The 15,815-nt window shown below is 67.4% G+C and carries 14 protein-coding genes; 10 read left to right on the top strand and 4 right to left on the bottom strand.

Features of this window, described 5'->3' with window-relative positions; genetic code table 11:
* Positions 1–3: 3 nt before the first annotated feature.
* From F624_RS0101200 to F624_RS0101220, 5 genes are read left to right on the top strand one after another with little or no spacing between them, the layout of a single operon-like run.
* Positions 4–876 (top strand): branched-chain amino acid ABC transporter permease, encoded by an 873-nt coding sequence (locus F624_RS0101200; RefSeq protein WP_031253792.1) that lies wholly within the window; start codon positions 4–6, stop codon positions 874–876.
* A gap of 17 nt (positions 877–893) precedes the next feature.
* On the top strand, positions 894–1,880 hold the full coding sequence (locus F624_RS0101205; RefSeq protein WP_019572425.1) for a branched-chain amino acid ABC transporter permease: 987 nt from the start codon (positions 894–896) through the stop codon (positions 1,878–1,880).
* Between the two features lie 57 nt (positions 1,881–1,937).
* The gene (locus F624_RS0101210; RefSeq protein ID WP_019572426.1) at positions 1,938–2,951 is read left to right on the top strand and encodes a carbon-nitrogen hydrolase family protein; all 1,014 of its coding nucleotides are present in this window, start codon (positions 1,938–1,940) and stop codon (positions 2,949–2,951) included.
* A 43-nt stretch (positions 2,952–2,994) separates the two neighbouring features.
* Positions 2,995–3,156 carry a hypothetical protein gene (locus F624_RS35310; RefSeq protein WP_019572427.1) on the top strand — a complete coding sequence of 54 codons (162 nt, stop codon included), beginning with the start codon at positions 2,995–2,997 and terminating at the stop codon, positions 3,154–3,156.
* 26 nt (positions 3,157–3,182) lie between these two features.
* Positions 3,183–4,235, top strand: a complete 1,053-nt coding sequence (locus F624_RS0101220; RefSeq protein ID WP_019572428.1) for a phenylacetaldoxime dehydratase family protein — start codon at positions 3,183–3,185, stop codon at positions 4,233–4,235.
* A gap of 36 nt (positions 4,236–4,271) precedes the next feature.
* On the opposite strand, the gene F624_RS0101225 is transcribed toward F624_RS0101220, so the two are convergent.
* The 4 genes from F624_RS0101225 to mdlC all read right to left on the bottom strand — a co-directional run bounded on the left by F624_RS0101225 (position 4,272) and on the right by mdlC (position 9,450).
* Positions 4,272–5,246: a Bug family tripartite tricarboxylate transporter substrate binding protein gene (locus F624_RS0101225; RefSeq protein WP_019572429.1), complete on the bottom strand. Its 975-nt coding sequence runs from the start codon at positions 5,244–5,246 to the stop codon at positions 4,272–4,274.
* A 40-nt stretch (positions 5,247–5,286) separates the two neighbouring features.
* A complete protein-coding gene (locus F624_RS0101230) occupies positions 5,287–6,222 on the bottom strand; it encodes a ketopantoate reductase family protein (protein ID WP_019572430.1) in 936 nt (311 codons plus the stop codon).
* Between the two features lie 129 nt (positions 6,223–6,351).
* Entirely contained in the window at positions 6,352–7,803 is a 1,452-nt protein-coding gene (locus F624_RS0101235) for an aldehyde dehydrogenase (protein ID WP_019572431.1), read from the bottom strand.
* Between the two features lie 42 nt (positions 7,804–7,845).
* A complete protein-coding gene (gene mdlC, locus F624_RS0101240) occupies positions 7,846–9,450 on the bottom strand; it encodes a benzoylformate decarboxylase (RefSeq protein ID WP_019572432.1) in 1,605 nt (534 codons plus the stop codon).
* A gap of 107 nt (positions 9,451–9,557) precedes the next feature.
* Between mdlC and F624_RS0101245 the strand changes: the two genes are divergently transcribed.
* From F624_RS0101245 to F624_RS0101265, 5 genes are all read left to right on the top strand, one after another.
* Entirely contained in the window at positions 9,558–10,454 is an 897-nt protein-coding gene (locus F624_RS0101245) for a LysR substrate-binding domain-containing protein (protein WP_019572433.1), read from the top strand.
* A 125-nt stretch (positions 10,455–10,579) separates the two neighbouring features.
* Positions 10,580–10,984, top strand: a complete 405-nt coding sequence (locus F624_RS0101250; RefSeq protein ID WP_019572434.1) for a DUF2946 domain-containing protein — start codon at positions 10,580–10,582, stop codon at positions 10,982–10,984.
* 297 nt (positions 10,985–11,281) lie between these two features.
* Complete coding sequence (locus F624_RS0101255) at positions 11,282–12,232, top strand: MbnP family copper-binding protein (protein ID WP_019572435.1); 951 nt, start codon at positions 11,282–11,284, stop codon at positions 12,230–12,232.
* 3 nt (positions 12,233–12,235) lie between these two features.
* Positions 12,236–13,507, top strand: coding sequence for a methanobactin export MATE transporter MbnM (locus tag F624_RS0101260; RefSeq protein ID WP_019572436.1), 1,272 nt, complete (start codon positions 12,236–12,238; stop codon positions 13,505–13,507).
* Complete coding sequence (locus F624_RS0101265; RefSeq protein ID WP_157443265.1) at positions 13,504–15,807, top strand: TonB-dependent receptor; 2,304 nt, start codon at positions 13,504–13,506, stop codon at positions 15,805–15,807. The genes F624_RS0101260 and F624_RS0101265 overlap by 4 nt, the downstream gene beginning before the upstream one ends.
* Positions 15,808–15,815 lie beyond the last annotated feature (8 nt).

Here is a 15,815-nt window from a genome sequence, read left to right on the forward strand (position 1 = left end):
GGCATGAACAATTGGATCGAACTGTTGATCAACGGGCTGTTGCTGGGGTCGCTCTATGCCCTGTTTGCGCTGGGTCTGAGTCTGAGCCTGGGGGTCATGAAGATGATCAACCTGGCCCACGGCGATTTGATCGTGCTGGGGGCGTATGTGGCGTGGACGGTCATGGAGGCGACCGGGTGGCCAGCCCTGGTCTGCCTGGCCGTGGTGCTGCCCCTCATGTTCTGCATCGGGTGGCTGCTGCAGGCGGTGCTGCTCAACCGGGTGGTCGGGGCACATGAACTCTCCCCCCTGCTGGTGACATTCGGCCTGTCGGTGGTCATCCAGAACCTGCTGCTGGAGGTGTTCAGTGCTGACACGCGCAACCTGCCCTCGGGTGATCTGACGCTGCGGGGGCTGGACCTTGGCGGCGTTTCGGTCGGCGTGTTTCCACTGCTCATCGGCGCGGTCAGCGTGCTGATGTATGCCGTCATGCATTTGCTGGTGGCCCACACCCATGGCGGGCGGCAGGCCCGCGCCGTCTCCGACGATGCGCCGACGGCGCGGCTGGTGGGGGTGGATGACAAGCGCTTCTTTGCACTGATGGCCGGGCTGGTCATGGTGGTCACCGCACTGGCCGCCGTGCTTTACGGCATGCGCACGCCGTTTGCCCCCATGGCTGGCCCGGAGCGACTGCTGTTCGCCTTCGAGGCCGTTGTGATGGGCGGTCTGGGCCACCTGTGGGGCAGCTTCTTCGGCGGCTTGCTGATCGGGCTGGCCCATGTCCTGGGGGCCCAGGTCAACCCTGGCTTGGGGGCGTTTTTCGGGCACCTCACCTTCCTCGTGGTGTTGCTGGTCCGCCCGCAAGGGCTGTTCCGTCCCTTCACGCACAAGCATTGATAGAAAGAAAAGAAAACATGGCCATGCCCTCTGTGTTTCGATCCGCGCTCCGGTCCTGGCGCGGCCTTCTGGCCAGCCTTGCACTGGTTGGCGCCCTGGCTGCGTTGCCTTGGTTTTCGGGCTTCGCCACCCAGCGTCTGCTGGTGGAGGTTTTCACGGTGTTCGCGATCGCGATGGCCTGGAACCTGTTGGCGGGCTTCGGCGGCCTGGTGGTGGTGGGGCTGCATGTGTTCGTCGGTGTGGGGGCCTACGCCCTGTTCTTCCTGTCCAACCAGCTGGGCTGGAACCCCTGGGCCACCTTGCCGCTGGCCATGGGGGTCACCGGTCTGTTCGCCGCCTTGACGGCGCTGCCGATGTTTCGACTCAACGGTGCCCATTTCGCGGTGGGGACCTGGGTGCTGGCCGAGCTGATGCGCATTCTGGTGCTCAACAGCGATGCGCTCGGCGCCGGCGGTGGCATGCCCCTGATCACGCTGGCCGGGTTCAGCCGGTCCGATCGCAACCTGGGCACCTATTGGGCCGCACTGGCGGTGGCTGTTCTGGCCCTGTTCTGGGCCCGGGGGTTGCTGAAGAGCTCGCTCGGCCTGGCCCTGGCCGGCATCCGCGACAGCGAGCCAGCGGCACGCGCCAGCGGCGTTGCGGTGACGCGTGCCAGGCTGCTGCTGTGGCTGATGTGCGCCTGCCTGTCGGGCCTGGCCGGTGCCATCGCCTACATGAACACCTTGCAGGTCAGTCCCGATGCGAGCTTCGGTCTGTCCTGGACGGCGATGGCCATCTTCATCTCCGTGCTGGGCGGCATCGGCCACATCGAAGGGACGGTCATCGGCACGGTCATCTTCTTTGCGCTGCGCGAGTCCAGCGCCGATTACGGCGTCTGGTATTTCGTGGCGTTGGGCCTGATCGCCATCGTCACGATGGTGCTGTCGCCACAAGGTGGCTGCGGCCTGGTGCGCCGCCGCTGGCCCGATTTCGACCCCTTGCGGACCCGGCGCTGGATGCCCTGAGGTCTGCCACTTCTTTCCAACCCCCCTGCCTTTTCAATTCACTCAGGAGTAAACACCATGGGCATTTCCCATCCCAAGTACAAAGTTGCCGCAGTCCAGGCTGCACCGGTCTGGCTGGACCTGGATGCCACGGTGGACAAGTGCATCCGTCTGATCCAGGAGGCCGCCGACAAGGGCTGCAGCCTGATTGCATTTCCGGAGACCTTCGTCCCGGGTTACCCATGGCACATCTGGCTGGGTGCGCCGGCCTGGGCCATCGGCCGGGGCTTCGTACAGCGCTATTTCGACAATTCGCTGTCCTATGACAGCCCGCAGGCCGAGCGCTTGCGCCAGGCGGTGAAGGCCGCCGGCATCACCGCCTCGCTGGGGCTGTCCGAGCGCAGTGGGGGCAGCCTCTACATTGCCCAGTGGCTGATCGGCCCCGATGGCGAAACCATCTCGCAGCGGCGCAAGCTCAGGCCGACCCATTCCGAGCGCACCGTGTTCGGCGAGGGCGATGGCAGCGACCTGAAGGTGCACGACACCCCGCTGGGCCGGCTGGGCGAACTGTCCTGCTGGGAAAACCTCCTGTCGCTCAATCGCTACGCCATGTTCTCCCAGCATGAGCAGGTCCACATCGCGGCCTGGCCCAGCTTTTCCACCTATGAGCCGTTTGCCCACGCCCTGGGCTGGGAGGTCAACAACGCGGTCGGCAAGGTCTACGCGGTGGAGGGCGGCTGCTTTGTGATCTCGCCCTGCGCCATCATTTCCCAGGCCATGGTCGATGAGTTGTGCGACACCCCGGACAAGCATGCCCTGACCCATGTCGGTGGCGGGCACACGGTGATCTACGGGCCCGACGGTGCGCCCTTGGTGGACAAGTTGCCGGAGGACGCCGAAGGTCTGTTGATTGCCGAGATCGATCTCGGCCAGATCGGGGTCGCGAAGAATGCCATGGACCCGGTCGGCCATTATTCGCGGCCCGATGTGCACCGCCTGCTGCTCAACCGCAAGAAGGCTGCACGTGTCGAGCATCTCGCGCTGCCCCTGGCCGCTGCAGACCTGCAGCCCGAAGCCACCCCGGCTGATTGAATGCGGAGCAACGGGCCGTGCCGAGCCTGGATGTGGCTTCGCCGTGGTGGCCAGTGAGGTGCGCCGGCTGTCACAGCAGTCGGCGCGGGCCGCCCGCGACCTCACGCAGCTGGCCGCCAACGCGGATCAGACCCTCGGTGGCGTGACCCTGATGCTGAACTTCGAGGTGCAGGAGCCGGATGGACTTCGGCTCGGGCACCCCTGACTCACCCTTGTTGACAGGAGCTCTCCATGGAATCTGCCATTCCCTTGCCGCTGCGTTGCCCGCGCTCCCGGCCACCCACCCGCGGGGATGACTACAGCCCTCCCAACCCGGGCTTCACGGCCCGCTTCGGCGACGCGCTGCAGCCGCTGACCGTTGTTTTTCTAGGGGCCCAGTTTCGCAGCCCCGAGGGCGAGGCACTGGCCCGGGCGGCCGTCGGCCTTTGGTGCGATCTGGCAGAGCACGCCCCCGATCACCACGACATCGCCCAGGGGACCGATGAGGCGGGCTTCAGCACGCTGGTCTGGACGGGCTATTGGCGCGATGCCGCCCGGTTCGAACAATGGCGCCAAGGGCTTGCCTTTGGGGCTTGGTGGAACAGCGAGCATCGATTGGACGAAGCTTGTGGCTGGTTCATGGAAGTGGCCAGCCCCGCCCCGCAACGGCTTGAAACGCTGTACTCCAGCCCGGATGGTTTTGAGGGCTTCGGCCGACTCGCCAGCCACATGAGCGCAGAGATCCGCGAGCATGGCTACTGGGGCAGCATGCGGGATCGCCTGCCCGCCTCACAGACCGAGGCACTGACCGAGGTACTTACCGCCACGCCTGCCAGCCGGGTGCCCAGGCCCAACCGGCGTGCCCGCGTGGCGTTTTCTGCGGCTGATCACCTTGCCCTGATCCGCTCGGGGCAGGACTGGTCTCGAACTGCAGGCCTGGAGCGGGAGCGCTATGTGCGTGATGTGGAGCCTGTGCTGCGGGCAGGCATGGACTTTCTCGACAGCGAGGCTGGCCTGGCCATCGGCTGTCTGTCCAACCGCTACCTGCGCATTGTGGACAAGGATCTGCGCCCGGCCGAGAAAAGCTATGGACTCAGCTGGTGGGCCAGCCTCGCCGACATGGAGCGCTGGGCCCGTGACCATGCCACCCACAGCGCCATCTTCGGAAGCTTCATGCGCCTGGTGCAGGAGATGAACCTGGAACTGGCCCTGCGGCTGTCGCACGAAGTCTCGGTGTTGCGCTCCAGCGAGCAGCGCTTCGAGTACATCAATTGCCACGAACGCACCGGCCTGCTGCGCTCGTGATCGGCGCAGCAGGCCCGCAGGGCGCGCGGCGCCCTGTCAGTCCAGCGAGATGTTGCGTTCGCGGATCAGCCGGGGCCAGTACTGGCTTTCCTGCGCCCAGTGCTTCTGCATGCTGGCTGCATCGGTGGGGGTGGGTTCGATGCCCATGACCGCGAACTGGCTGCGAACCGCCTCTGTCTGCAGTGCCCTCTGCAGCTCCGCGCTGAGGCGGGCCACCGTCTCCTTGGGTGTGGCCATCGGCACCACCAGGCCTTGCCAGGCGACGGCCTCGATGTCGGTGTACCCCAGATCCATCAGCGACGGCACATCGGGCAGGGCGGCCAGGCGCGACCTGGAGAACGTGGCCAGCGGCTTGAGCTTGCCGGCCTTGATCATCTGCATCCCGGCGGCCGAGTCGACCACCATCAGGGGCAGTTGGCCACTCACCACGTCCTGGATGGCCGGGGCGGCTCCGCGGTAGGCGATGTGGGCCAGATCGAGTTTGTTGCGGGCCTTCAGCATCTCCATGGCCAGGTGGTGCGGGCTGCCAACGCCCGGGGTGGCGAAGTTGATCTTGCCGGGGTTGGCCCGTGCAGCCTCCAGCAGGGCCTTCACGTCGGCGTAGCCCGCGTTCGGGTTCACGGCCAGCAGCAGCGGAAAGCGCGCCATCATCCCCACCGGGGCGAAGTCCTTCTGCGGGTCGTAGGAGAGCTTCTTGAACAGGGCGGTGTTGAAGACCAGGGTGCCGTTGTCGGCGGTGAAGATCGTGTAGCCGTCGCCCGGCGACTTGGCCACGTTCTCGGCGCCGATCACGGTCGCGCCCCCCGGCTTGTTGTCGATCAGCACCGATTGGCCCAACTGGGCCGCCAGCTGTGTGCCCACGGTGCGGGCCAAGGCGTCCGAGCCTCCGCCGGCGGCATAGGCAACCACCCAGCGGATGGGTTTGGAGGGATAGGTGTCCGCCGAAGCGGTGCCGTGGCTGCCACAGGCCATCAGGGCGGTGCTCAGCAGAATGGAACGTCGGGTGTGCATGCTTGTCTCCTTGGAATGGTTTTAGAGGTCGGGGCCCGGTTCAAGCAGCCGGGGGGCTGGCTGCGCCACGGGCCTGCACCAGCCGAACGAGCTGCAGCAGGGTGCGGGTGCACGGCACCGGGATGCTGTGGTCTTGTGCGTGGGCAACGATGGCGCCGTTGATGGCCTCGATCTCGGTGGGCCGGCCGGCCAGCACGTCCTGCAGCATCGAGGGCTTGTGGCCCCGGTGGTGAGCGATGGCCGAGGCCACCTTGGCTTTGCAGGCCTCGACATCCGCATGGATGCCCTCGGCCTGGGCCACCGCCAGGGCTTCGTCGACCACGGCAAAGGCCAGCGCCTGGCCGTCGCCCTGGCCCAACTGATCGACCGTGCACTGGCTGACCGCACAGATGCTGTTCAGCGCCGCGTTGAACGCGACCTTCTCCCAGATGGCGGCCCACACTTCGGCATCCGCTGCGCAGGCCAGGCCGGCATCGTCCAGGGCCTGCACCGTCCGGGCCACCATGGGGCTGGTCTGGCCGTCGGCCGACATCAAGCGGATCATCCCTTGGCCGTGCGAGTGCACATGGCCGGGGCCCACCAGATCGGCTGGCCAGGTGGTGACGCCGATCAGGATGCGTTCAGCGGCCACATGGGTCTGGATGACCTCCACGTTGCCCAGGCCGTTCTGAAGCGACAGCACATGGGTCTCGGGGCCGAACAGGTGGGCCACGCCAGTCAGCGCAGCACCGGTGTGCAAAGTCTTGGTGAACACCAGCACCAGATCCGGCTGCTCTTGCGCCTGGGCGGGCAGACAGGCCGTCAGGTTGTGGATGTGGCGATCACCCTGGTCGGTGTGCAGCCGCAACCCCTTGGACTGGATGGCCTCCAGGTGCGCGGCATGGACATCGATCAGCGCGACCTCATGCCCCCGCTCGGCCAGCAGACCACCGAAAAGGGAGCCCATGGCGCCGGCACCGACAACAGCGATTTTCATGGTGCGGCTCCAGCGCCGGCGCAGGGCAGGGCAAGGGGATTTCGGGTGCAAAGAGGCAGGGGCATGGGGGCCTTCAATGGGTTCTGTGAGCTCAGGGGGCTGGGGTGTTAGGGGCGTGCGGCGCAGGCCTCAGAAGGGGTAGTGGCGTTCGGTCGTCTGCAGGGTCACCCAGCGCAGATCCGTGAAGGATTCGATGCCGGCACGCCCACCGAAGTGACCATAGCCCGAATCCTTCACGCCGCCGAAGGGCATCTGGGGCTCGTCATGCACCGTGGGGGCGTTGATGTGGCAGATGCCGGACTCGATGCGGCGCGCCACGTTCCAGGCCTTGGCGATGTCGCGGCTGAAGACGGCAGCCGACAGGCCGAAGGCGTTGTCGTTGGCGCAGGCCACGGCGGCATCCACACCCTCCACCCGCACGATGGGCTTGACCGGGCCGAAGCTCTCCTCCTGGTAGATCAGCATGTCGGGTGTCACGTGGTCCAGCAAGGTGGCAGGCATCAGGGTGGAGTCGGCCTTGCCGCCGCACAGCAGGGTCGCCCCCTTGGCCAGGGCGTCATCGATCAAGGCGTTGCAACGCTTCACCGTGCTCATGTCCACCACCGAGCCCAGAACCACCGGGCCCTGGCGTGGATCGCCCAAAGGCAGGGACTTGGCCTTGGCCGTCAGCCGGGCGACGAAGTCGTCGGCAATCGCCTGGTCCACGATGATGCGTTCGGTCGACATGCAGATCTGTCCTGAATTGGCGAAGGCGCCGAAGGCGGCACCTTGTACCGCGGCATCCAGGTCTGCGTCCTCCAAAACCAGCAAAGGCGCCTTGCCACCCAGCTCAAGGACGGCGGGCTTCAGGTGTCGGGCACACAGGTTCGCGATGATCCGGCCCACCCGGGTGGACCCGGTGAAGTTGACCCGGCGCACGGCAGGGTGGGCCACCATGGCTTCCACCACGGCGCCGGCGTCCTCCGGTGCGTTGGTGATGAAGTTCACGACCCCGGCGGGCAAACCCGCCTCCTGCAAGGCCTCGATGATCAGCCCGTGCGTGGCGGGCGACAGCTCGGACCCCTTGAGGACCACCGTGTTGCCACAGGCCAGGGGGGTTGCCACGGCGCGCACGCCCAGGATGACCGGGGCGTTCCAGGGGGCCATGCCGAGCACCACACCCGCCGGCTGGCGCACGGCCATGGCCAGGCTGCCTGGCACATCGGAGGGAATCAGCTCCCCACCCACCTGGGTGGTCAGGGACGCGGCCTCTTGCAGCATGCCCGCGGCGACGTGCACGTTGAAGCCGGCCCAGATGGCCGAGCTGCCGGTCTCCGCTGCCATCGTGGCCGCGAAGGCGGCGGACTTTGCTTCCAGCGCGGTCGCAGCCTTCAGCAACAAGGCGCGGCGAGCCCCCGGGCCCAGGGCGGCCCAGGCCGGGAAGGCCTTTTGCGCCGCCTCCACGGCGCGCACGGCGTCGGCCGGGGTTGCGGCAGGGGCGCGTGTCGCCACCTTGCCATCGAGCGGGTTGCGGCGTTCAAAGGTGCGCCCGGAGGCGGCGTCGCAGGGCTCGCCGTGAATGAGAAGCTGGATCTGTTGCATGGTTGTCTCCTGGTGGTTTGCTTGGGGTATCGGATGCCGGGCTCAGGCCACGACGAGTTCGATCAGGCAGGGGCCGTCGTGGGTCAGGGCCTCGGCCAGGGCCTCTCGCAAGGCGTCGGGTTCTTCAACGCGACGGCCGGGCAGGCCGTGGCCTGCGGCCAGTGCAGGGAAGTCGAGTCCATCCAGGTCAGTCCCCTCGGGTGTCTCACCAGGGGCATAGCCGAAGACCGGCGCAAAGTCTTGAAGCGCGGCGTAGCGCCGGTTGTTCAGGATGACGAAGGTCAGGGGCAGCTTGAGGCGGGCCGCACTGAACAGGGCTTGGATCGAGTACATGCTGGAGCCGTCGCCGATCAATGCAATCACGCGACCCGGCAGGCCGAGTTGGCGACGCCCCAGCGCAACGCCGACCGCCGCCGGCATGCCGTGTCCGAGGCCGCCACTGGCCATGGTGTAGAACGAGTCCGCCCCAGGCATGGGCAGGTGGCGCTGCATCACGCCGCGGGATCCGGGCGCCTCTTCCACCACCACGTCATGGGGCTGGCGCAGCTCGTCGAGCGTCTGCAGCGCGAAGGTCACCGACATCGGGCCGGTCGGCTCAGCCCGCTCGGCGGCGGGCCGAGCCGCTGGTCCGCTGCGCAGGGCCTCGCCCGAGGGCGCTGCCAGCAGGCTTTGCACCGCCAGCCGGACGCTGCAGACCACGCTGTGGCCCGCAGGTGTCCAGGCCGCAGTGTGCGCATCATCGACGATCTGCCACAGCGTGCTGCCCTCGGGGATATGGGGGCCCTGGCCCTCGATGTGGTAGCTGAAGGCCGGTGCGCCCAGCACCAGGATCAGGTCGTGGCCTGCCAGGGTGGCGACGATGCGTTCGCGCATCGGCGGCAGAAAGCCCGAGAACAGTGGGTGCTGCTCGGGAAAGCCGCAGCGCGCGCTCATGGGGGCGGTGTAGACCGGCGCCTGGTGGCGCTCGGCCAGCTTGACCACGGCCTCCACGGCCGCATCACGGTCCACCCCTGCACCGACGACGATGACGGGGGAGCGGCTGCCCGCCAGGGCCTTGGCCACCTGCGCCAACAGGGCGGGATCAGGGGCGCTCGCATGGCTGACCTGCCGTGGCGTTACCCAATCGCAGGTCTTCTCCCAGTCGTCCGCCGGGATCGAGATGAAGACGGGGCCTTGGGGCGCCTGCATGGCCACCTGGTAGGCCCGCAACAGGGCCAGCGGCACGTCCTCGGCGCGGGCGGGCTCGATGGCCCATTTCACATAGGGCCGCGGCAGTTCGGTGGCCTGGGTTGCCGACAAAAACGGGTCGAACGGAAGGATGGAACGGGCCTGTTGGCCGGCCGTGATGATCAGGGGCGTCTGGTTGCGGAACGCCGTGAAGATGTTGCCCATGGCGTGGCCCACGCCTGCTGCCGAGTGCAGGTTGACCATGGCCGCGTTGCGCGTGGCCTGCGCATACCCGTCGGCCATGCCGACGACCACCGACTCCTGCAAGCCCAGGATGTACTGGAAATCCTTCGGGTAGTTGCGGAACATGGGCAATTCGGTCGAGCCTGGGTTGCCGAAAACCGTGTCGATGCCCAGGTCTCGCATCAAGCGCACAAAGGCTTCGCGCACGGTGGGTCGGGGGGGCGATTCGATGGGCATGGCGTCTCCGTCTGGTTCAACAACTTGTTTGATGACGCGAGTTTGGGCACAAGCACTAAGTCGGGCAACAATATGAGCCTACTAAGTGCCATTGGAAAATCCAATAAATGGAACAGCTCGATCTGAACCTGCTGAGGGTCTTCGATGTGATCTATCGAACCCGCAACGTGAGCCGTGCCGCCGAACAGCTGGGCCTGTCCCAGCCTTCCACCAGCCAGGCCCTGACACGGCTGAGGCTGGCGCTCGGCGACCCCCTGTTCGAGCGGACGCGCGGCGGCGTCCGACCCACGCCCCGGGCCGACGACCTGGCGCGCTCGGTGCAGACCGGCCTGGCCCATCTGGAGGCCGGCCTGGCCTCCGACAACACCTTCGACCCGCGCAGCTCCAGCACCGAGTTGCGCATTCACCTCACCGACATCGGCGAGGCGCGGTTTCTGCCGGAACTGATGTCCGAGTTGAGGCGGCTGGCCCCAGGTATCCAGGTGCAGGCGAGGGCGTTGCCCCAGTCTGAGATCGGGCTGGCGCTGGACAACGGGGACATCCATCTCGCCATCGGGTTTCTGCCCGAGCTGACCGGCTCGGCCAGCGAACAGTTGCTGTCGGACCGCTATGTGGTGCTGCTGCGCAAAGGACATCCGATCACGGAGTCGCTCAAGCGGCCCGTCCTGAGCCTGCGAAAGATGCACTCCCTGGAGTTGGTGGCCGTGCGCTCGCATGCGCAAACGCTCCAGATGCTGCGCGCCGCCAGTCTGGACCGGCAGATCAAGCTCACGACGTCGACCTTTCTGGCGCTGCCGGGCATCGTGCGCCACTCTGACCTGGCGGTCCTCATGCCGTTGGCGATTGCGCGCGAATTCGTGCAGGACGGGCCTTTCTTGCTGCTCGACACCGAGCTACCGTCCAATGCCTTCAATGTCGCTGTGCACTGGAGCCGACGCCACGAGCACTCGCCCCTGGTTCGATGGGCGCGTGGGCTCGTGGTGCGCCTATTTCGCAAGGCCTGAGGCTTGAGGACAAGGCGCACCCACGACCCCGTGCGCCTGCTCTCAGAGGCCCGTGGTGCCGTGAAGATTCATTGACGTGATGTAAGCCTTTTGTGAACCCATGGCTGCATAATGGTTGGCTGTCCATGCGCCACCTGAGCCACCCCTTCCGCAGTGCCCCCGGCCGCCGGCTTGCCAGCTGGTGGATGGTCGCGGCCATGGTGCTGGCCTCGCTCATGCCCACGGTTTCGCGGGCCCTGGCGGCGCAGCAACCCTCGGCCCTGATCTGGGCCGATGTGTGCTCGGCGACCCAACCCTCGGGCAAGGCTTTGGCCGGCATGGCCTTGGCCGATCTTTCGGACACCCCGGCCGTCAGCATCGATGACTGCGCCTACTGCGTGCTCATGCTCGATCGCCTGGGCCCGGCGCCCAGCCTGGTGCTGCCGGTGCTGGCGCCTGAGCGGCCCCGCTGGCTGCTGCCGGCCCCCACCGTTCCCGATCTGCGCCCGGACCTGCGTCTGGCGCATCCACGCGCCCCGCCTCTGGCCTGAGGGCCTCGCCAGACCTGTTGTTGGCGCTTCGTGCTTGCTTGAGTGATTGAGCTGGCGTGCAGCGGCACAGCCCTGGCCCGACCCCCTTCAACCCCTTCTTGCGCCATCTGGTGGCGGCTGCCCTGCGGGCACCGCGCACCCGGAGTGCGCACGCCCGTCGCCACCCCCTGAGGGCTGGCTGCGCCGTGCCGCTTCACTTCACTTTCTGATCGGAACACCAGACCCACCTTCTCGGCGTGGGGTGCTGGTGCTCGATCGCACCCTTCTTATTTCAGCGATTTGATGCAGGAGCTATTCATGGCTTGCTTTTCTACGTCCCGGTATTCCAAATCCCTTCTTGGCGCGGCCAGCGCCGCCCTGGCGCTGTCGGCCCTGTTGAGTGCCTGTGGCGGCGGTGGCGACGGCGGTAGCGGCAACGGCTGGTCGGTTGATGCGAGCGGCGCCGTCAAGCTGCAGTTTGCCGCCTATGCCGGCAGCACCCCGATCCAGTGCGGCACGGCCGTGGCGGGGCTGGGCAGCAAAAGCAGCGGCGCCCAGATCCAGGACCTGCGCTTCTACATCTCGAATGTGAAGCTGCTGAAAGCCGATGGCAGCTCGGTGGCGCTGACCCTGTCGGGCACCGACAACAACAACTACCAGGGCGCGGACAGCGTGAGCCTGATCACCCTGTCGCAGACGGGCGTGGGCAGTTGCACGGCGGCCGCCTCGCTGAACAAGCTGATCCAGGGCACCGTGCCGGCCGGGCAGTACGTGGGCGTCACCATGACGCTGGGCGTGCCGTTCTCGCTCAACCACCTCAACTCGACCGACCCGGCCACCCCGGCGGTATTGCGCTCTGATGTGAACCCCGGCATGTCCTGGAACTGGCGCGGTGGCCGCAAGTTCACCAAGGTGGAGTTGCAAAGCACCGACACGGGCAGCCCCATGACCCTGCTGCATCTCGGCTCCACCGGCTGCGTGGGCGATCCGGCCAACGGGGTGGCGATCAGCAGCTGCACCGCGCCGAACCGCGTGCCTTTGACCTTCTCGAGCTTCAACCCCAACACCCAGGCGATTGCGCTGGACGTGAAAGCCCTGTTTGTCAGCGCCGATTTCAGCGTGGCCAACAGCTGCATGTCCAGCCCCACCGATGCCAAATGCGTCGGGCCTTTCGGTGTGTTGGCCTTGACCTTCAACAGCGACGGCACGGGCACGGGGCAGCCGATGTCGGGCCAGACCCAGAGCGCCTTCAAGGCGGTGGGATTGTGATCCATGGGCACCACCATGCTTGATGCCTGGGGTGCCCGGTGGCCAGGGGCCTGGCTGGGTGTGAGCCTGATGGCGGGGGCTCTGTGCCCTGGTCAGTCGGCTTTCGCCTCCAGTGAGCGCCCCGGGCACATCGCGCCCACTACCACGCCGGCCGTCTCTGCGGCCTCGCTCAAGAGGGCCGGTGCAGGGCCCGCAGACTGGGTCTGGCAACTGCCTGCCGATGTGGCGCCACCGCGCGTGCCGGCCGACAACCCGATGTCATCGGCCAAGGTCGAGCTGGGCCGCTTTCTGTTCTACGACAAGCGCCTGTCGGGCAATGGCACCCAGTCTTGCGGCTCGTGCCACTTTCAGCGCCTGGCCTTCACCGATGGCCGTGCCCACGGCCTGGGCTCGACCGGCGAGGCGCATCCGCGCAGCCCGATGTCGCTGGCCAATGTGGCGTTCAATGCCACCTACACCTGGGCCAACCCCGCGCTGATCACCTTGGAGCGCCAGATGACCAACCCGGTCTTTGGCGAGACCCCGGTCGAAATGGGCGTGAACGACGCCAACGTGCAGCAGGTGCTGCAGCGCCTGCAGGCCGAGCCCGGCTACCCCCGGCGCTTTGCCGCGGCCTTCCCCGAAGACCCGCAGGGCGCCATCAGCTGGGACCACGTGATCAAGGCGGTCTCGGCCTTTGAGCGCTCGCTGCTCAGCTTCAACAGCAAGTACGACCGGGTGAAGCAAGGCAAGGCCCGCTTCAGCGCACCTGAAGCCCGCGGCCTGAAGCTGTTCCGCCAGGCCGAGTGCGTCAAGTGCCATCAGGAGCCCAATTTCAGCAACCAGTTCCTGACCATGGCCACGCGCGATGTCGACGTGAGCTTCTACAACAAGGGCCTGTACAACCTGGATGGGCGCGGGGCCTACCCGGCGGCCAGCCCCGGCCTGATCGAGATCACCGGCAAGGCGGCCGACATGGGCCATTTCCGCGCACCCACCCTGCGCAACATCGAGGTCACCGCGCCCTACATGCACGACGGCTCGGTGGCCACGCTGCAAGAAGCCATTGCCCTGTACGCCGACGGCGGGCGCCGCATCACCCAGGGGCCCGACGCGGGGGATGGGCGTGCCGGCCCGCTCAAGAGCGCGCTGGTGCACCCACGGGCCCTGAGCCGCCAGGACCAGGCCGACCTGCTTGCCTTCCTCAAGACCCTGACGGACCCCACCTTCCTGCGCGACCCGCGCCACGCCGATCCGTTCCAGAGCCCGCCCCCTGGCACAAGGAGAACCCCATGAAACGACACCCAGCCCGCACCCGCGGTCTGATGGCCTTGTTGGCCGGTTCGGCCAGCGGCCTGCTGCTGGCCCAGACCGCTGCGCCCGAGGGCGCCGCGAAGGACACGCCCGCAGCGGCTGCAACGCACTCCATGGCGACGCACCCCACGGCGACGCTCTCCACTGTCACGGTCACCGACATCGCACCCGGCAACGAGAGCCGCAGCCTGCCGGGGCGCCTGCGCCTCGAAGGCGCGGCCCTCACCCCGCGGCGCCTGGGCAGCAGCGATGCCGCCGAGCTGCTGGACGGGCTGCCCGGGCTCAGCCTGTACGGCGCGGGCGGCGTGTCGTCGCTGCCGGTCATCCACGGGCTGGCCGACGAGCGCCTGCGCGTGCAGGTCGACGGCATGGACCTGATGGCGGCCTGCCCCAACCACATGAACTCACCGCTGTCCTACATCGATGCTTCGAACGTGGCCCGGGTGCGGGTGTTTGCCGGCATCACGCCGGTGAGCGTGGGGGGCGACAGCCTGGGCGGCACCGTGCAGGTCGAGTCGGCGGCGCCCCAGTTCGCCGCCGCCGGCGAGGGTTTGCTGACCCAGGGCCACCTGGGCAGCTTCTACCGAAGCAATGGCCGCGGCCGTGGCGCCGATGCCGCCCTGGTGGTGGCCAATGAGGGCCTGAGCCTGAGCTATACCGGCTCCAGCGCCCAGTCGGACAACTACCACGCTGCGGCGCCATTCAAGGCGGCTGCGGCCACCTCGGGCGGCGCGCTGGCGGGCGACGAGGTGGGCTCTTCCGCCTACCGGGCCCGCAACCAGAGCCTGGGCCTGGCCCTGCGGCACGACACGCATTGGCTGCAGCTCAGTGCCAGTCAGCAGGACATCCCTTTCGAGGGCTACCCCAACCAGCGCATGGACATGACGGGCAACCGCAACACCCAGCTCAATGCCCGTTACCAAGGGCAGTATGAGTGGGGCGAGCTGCTGGCCCAGGCCTACAGCCAGCGCACCAGCCACCGCATGGACATGGGGGTCGACCGCGACAGCTACGGCACCGGCATGCCCATGAACACCCAGGCCCGCACCCTGGGCGCCTCGCTCAAGGCCCACATCAACTGGACCCAGCGCGACCTGCTGCGCCTGGGCCTGGAGGCCCAGCACCACAGCCTGAACGACTGGTGGCCTCCGGTGGGTGGCACCATGGGCCCGAATGCGTTCTGGAACCTGAACTACGGGCGGCGCCAACGCCACGACGCCTTTGCCGAGTGGGAGGCCCAATGGCAGCCGCAGTGGAGCAGCCTGATCGGCCTGCGCCTGAGCTCGGTCACCACGGACGCGGCGCCGGCCCAGGGCTACAACAACAACCTGGCCACCCTGTGGGGCAACGATGCCGCCAGCTTCAATGCCCAGGGGCATCGCCGCTCCGACCTGAACTGGGATTTGACGGCCCTGGTGCGCCACACCCCCGCCGCCGGCCAGTCCTACGAGCTGGGCTATGCGCGCAAGTCGCGCGCGCCCAGCCTGTACCAGCGCTACCCCTGGTCCACCCAGGCCATGGCCGCCTTGATGAACAACTTTGCCGGTGACGGCAATGGCTACATCGGCAACCAGAACCTGCGCCCCGAGGTGGCCCACACCCTGAGCGCCACGGCCGACTGGCAGGCCGTGCCGGCCCCCGATGCAAGTCCAGGCACCGAGCCCGGCTGGCAGGTCCGCGGCACGGTCTATCTGACGCAGATCGAGAACTACATCGACGCCCAGCGCTGCGCCATCGGCCAGTGCGCTGCCGCCAACCAGACCGACACGCAAAGCTTCGTACTCTTGCAATACCTGAATCAGCAGGCCCGCATGCAGGGGCTGGACCTGTCCGGGCGGGCGCTGTTGGGCCGCCACGCCAGCCTGGGCACGCTGCAGACCCGAGCCGTGCTCAACTGGGTGCAGGGCACGAACCGTGTCACCGGCGATGGCCTGTACAACCTGATGCCGCTGAACCTGCGCTGGTCGGTCGAGCAGCAGCAGGGGGCCTGGAGCCAGAGCCTGGAGTGGCTGGCCGTCAGCGCCAAGACCCGGGTCTCGCAGGTGCGCAACGAGATGCCCACCGCCGGCTATGCCTTGCTGAACTGGCGCGCCAGTTACCAGTTCCAGAAGGCCCGCTTCGACTTCGGCATCGACAACCTCTTCAACCGCTTCTACAGCGCGCCCCTGGGCGGGGCCTATCTGGGCCAGGGCTCGTCCATGGCCATCAATGGCATCGCCTGGGGCGTGCCCGTGCCCGGCAAGGGCCGTTCGATCCAGTTGGCGCTGCGTCTTGACTTCTGAGGAACCTC

It is taken from the genome of Curvibacter lanceolatus ATCC 14669, from assembly GCF_000381265.1.
GTDB classification, from domain to species: domain Bacteria; phylum Pseudomonadota; class Gammaproteobacteria; order Burkholderiales; family Burkholderiaceae_C; genus Curvibacter; species Curvibacter lanceolatus.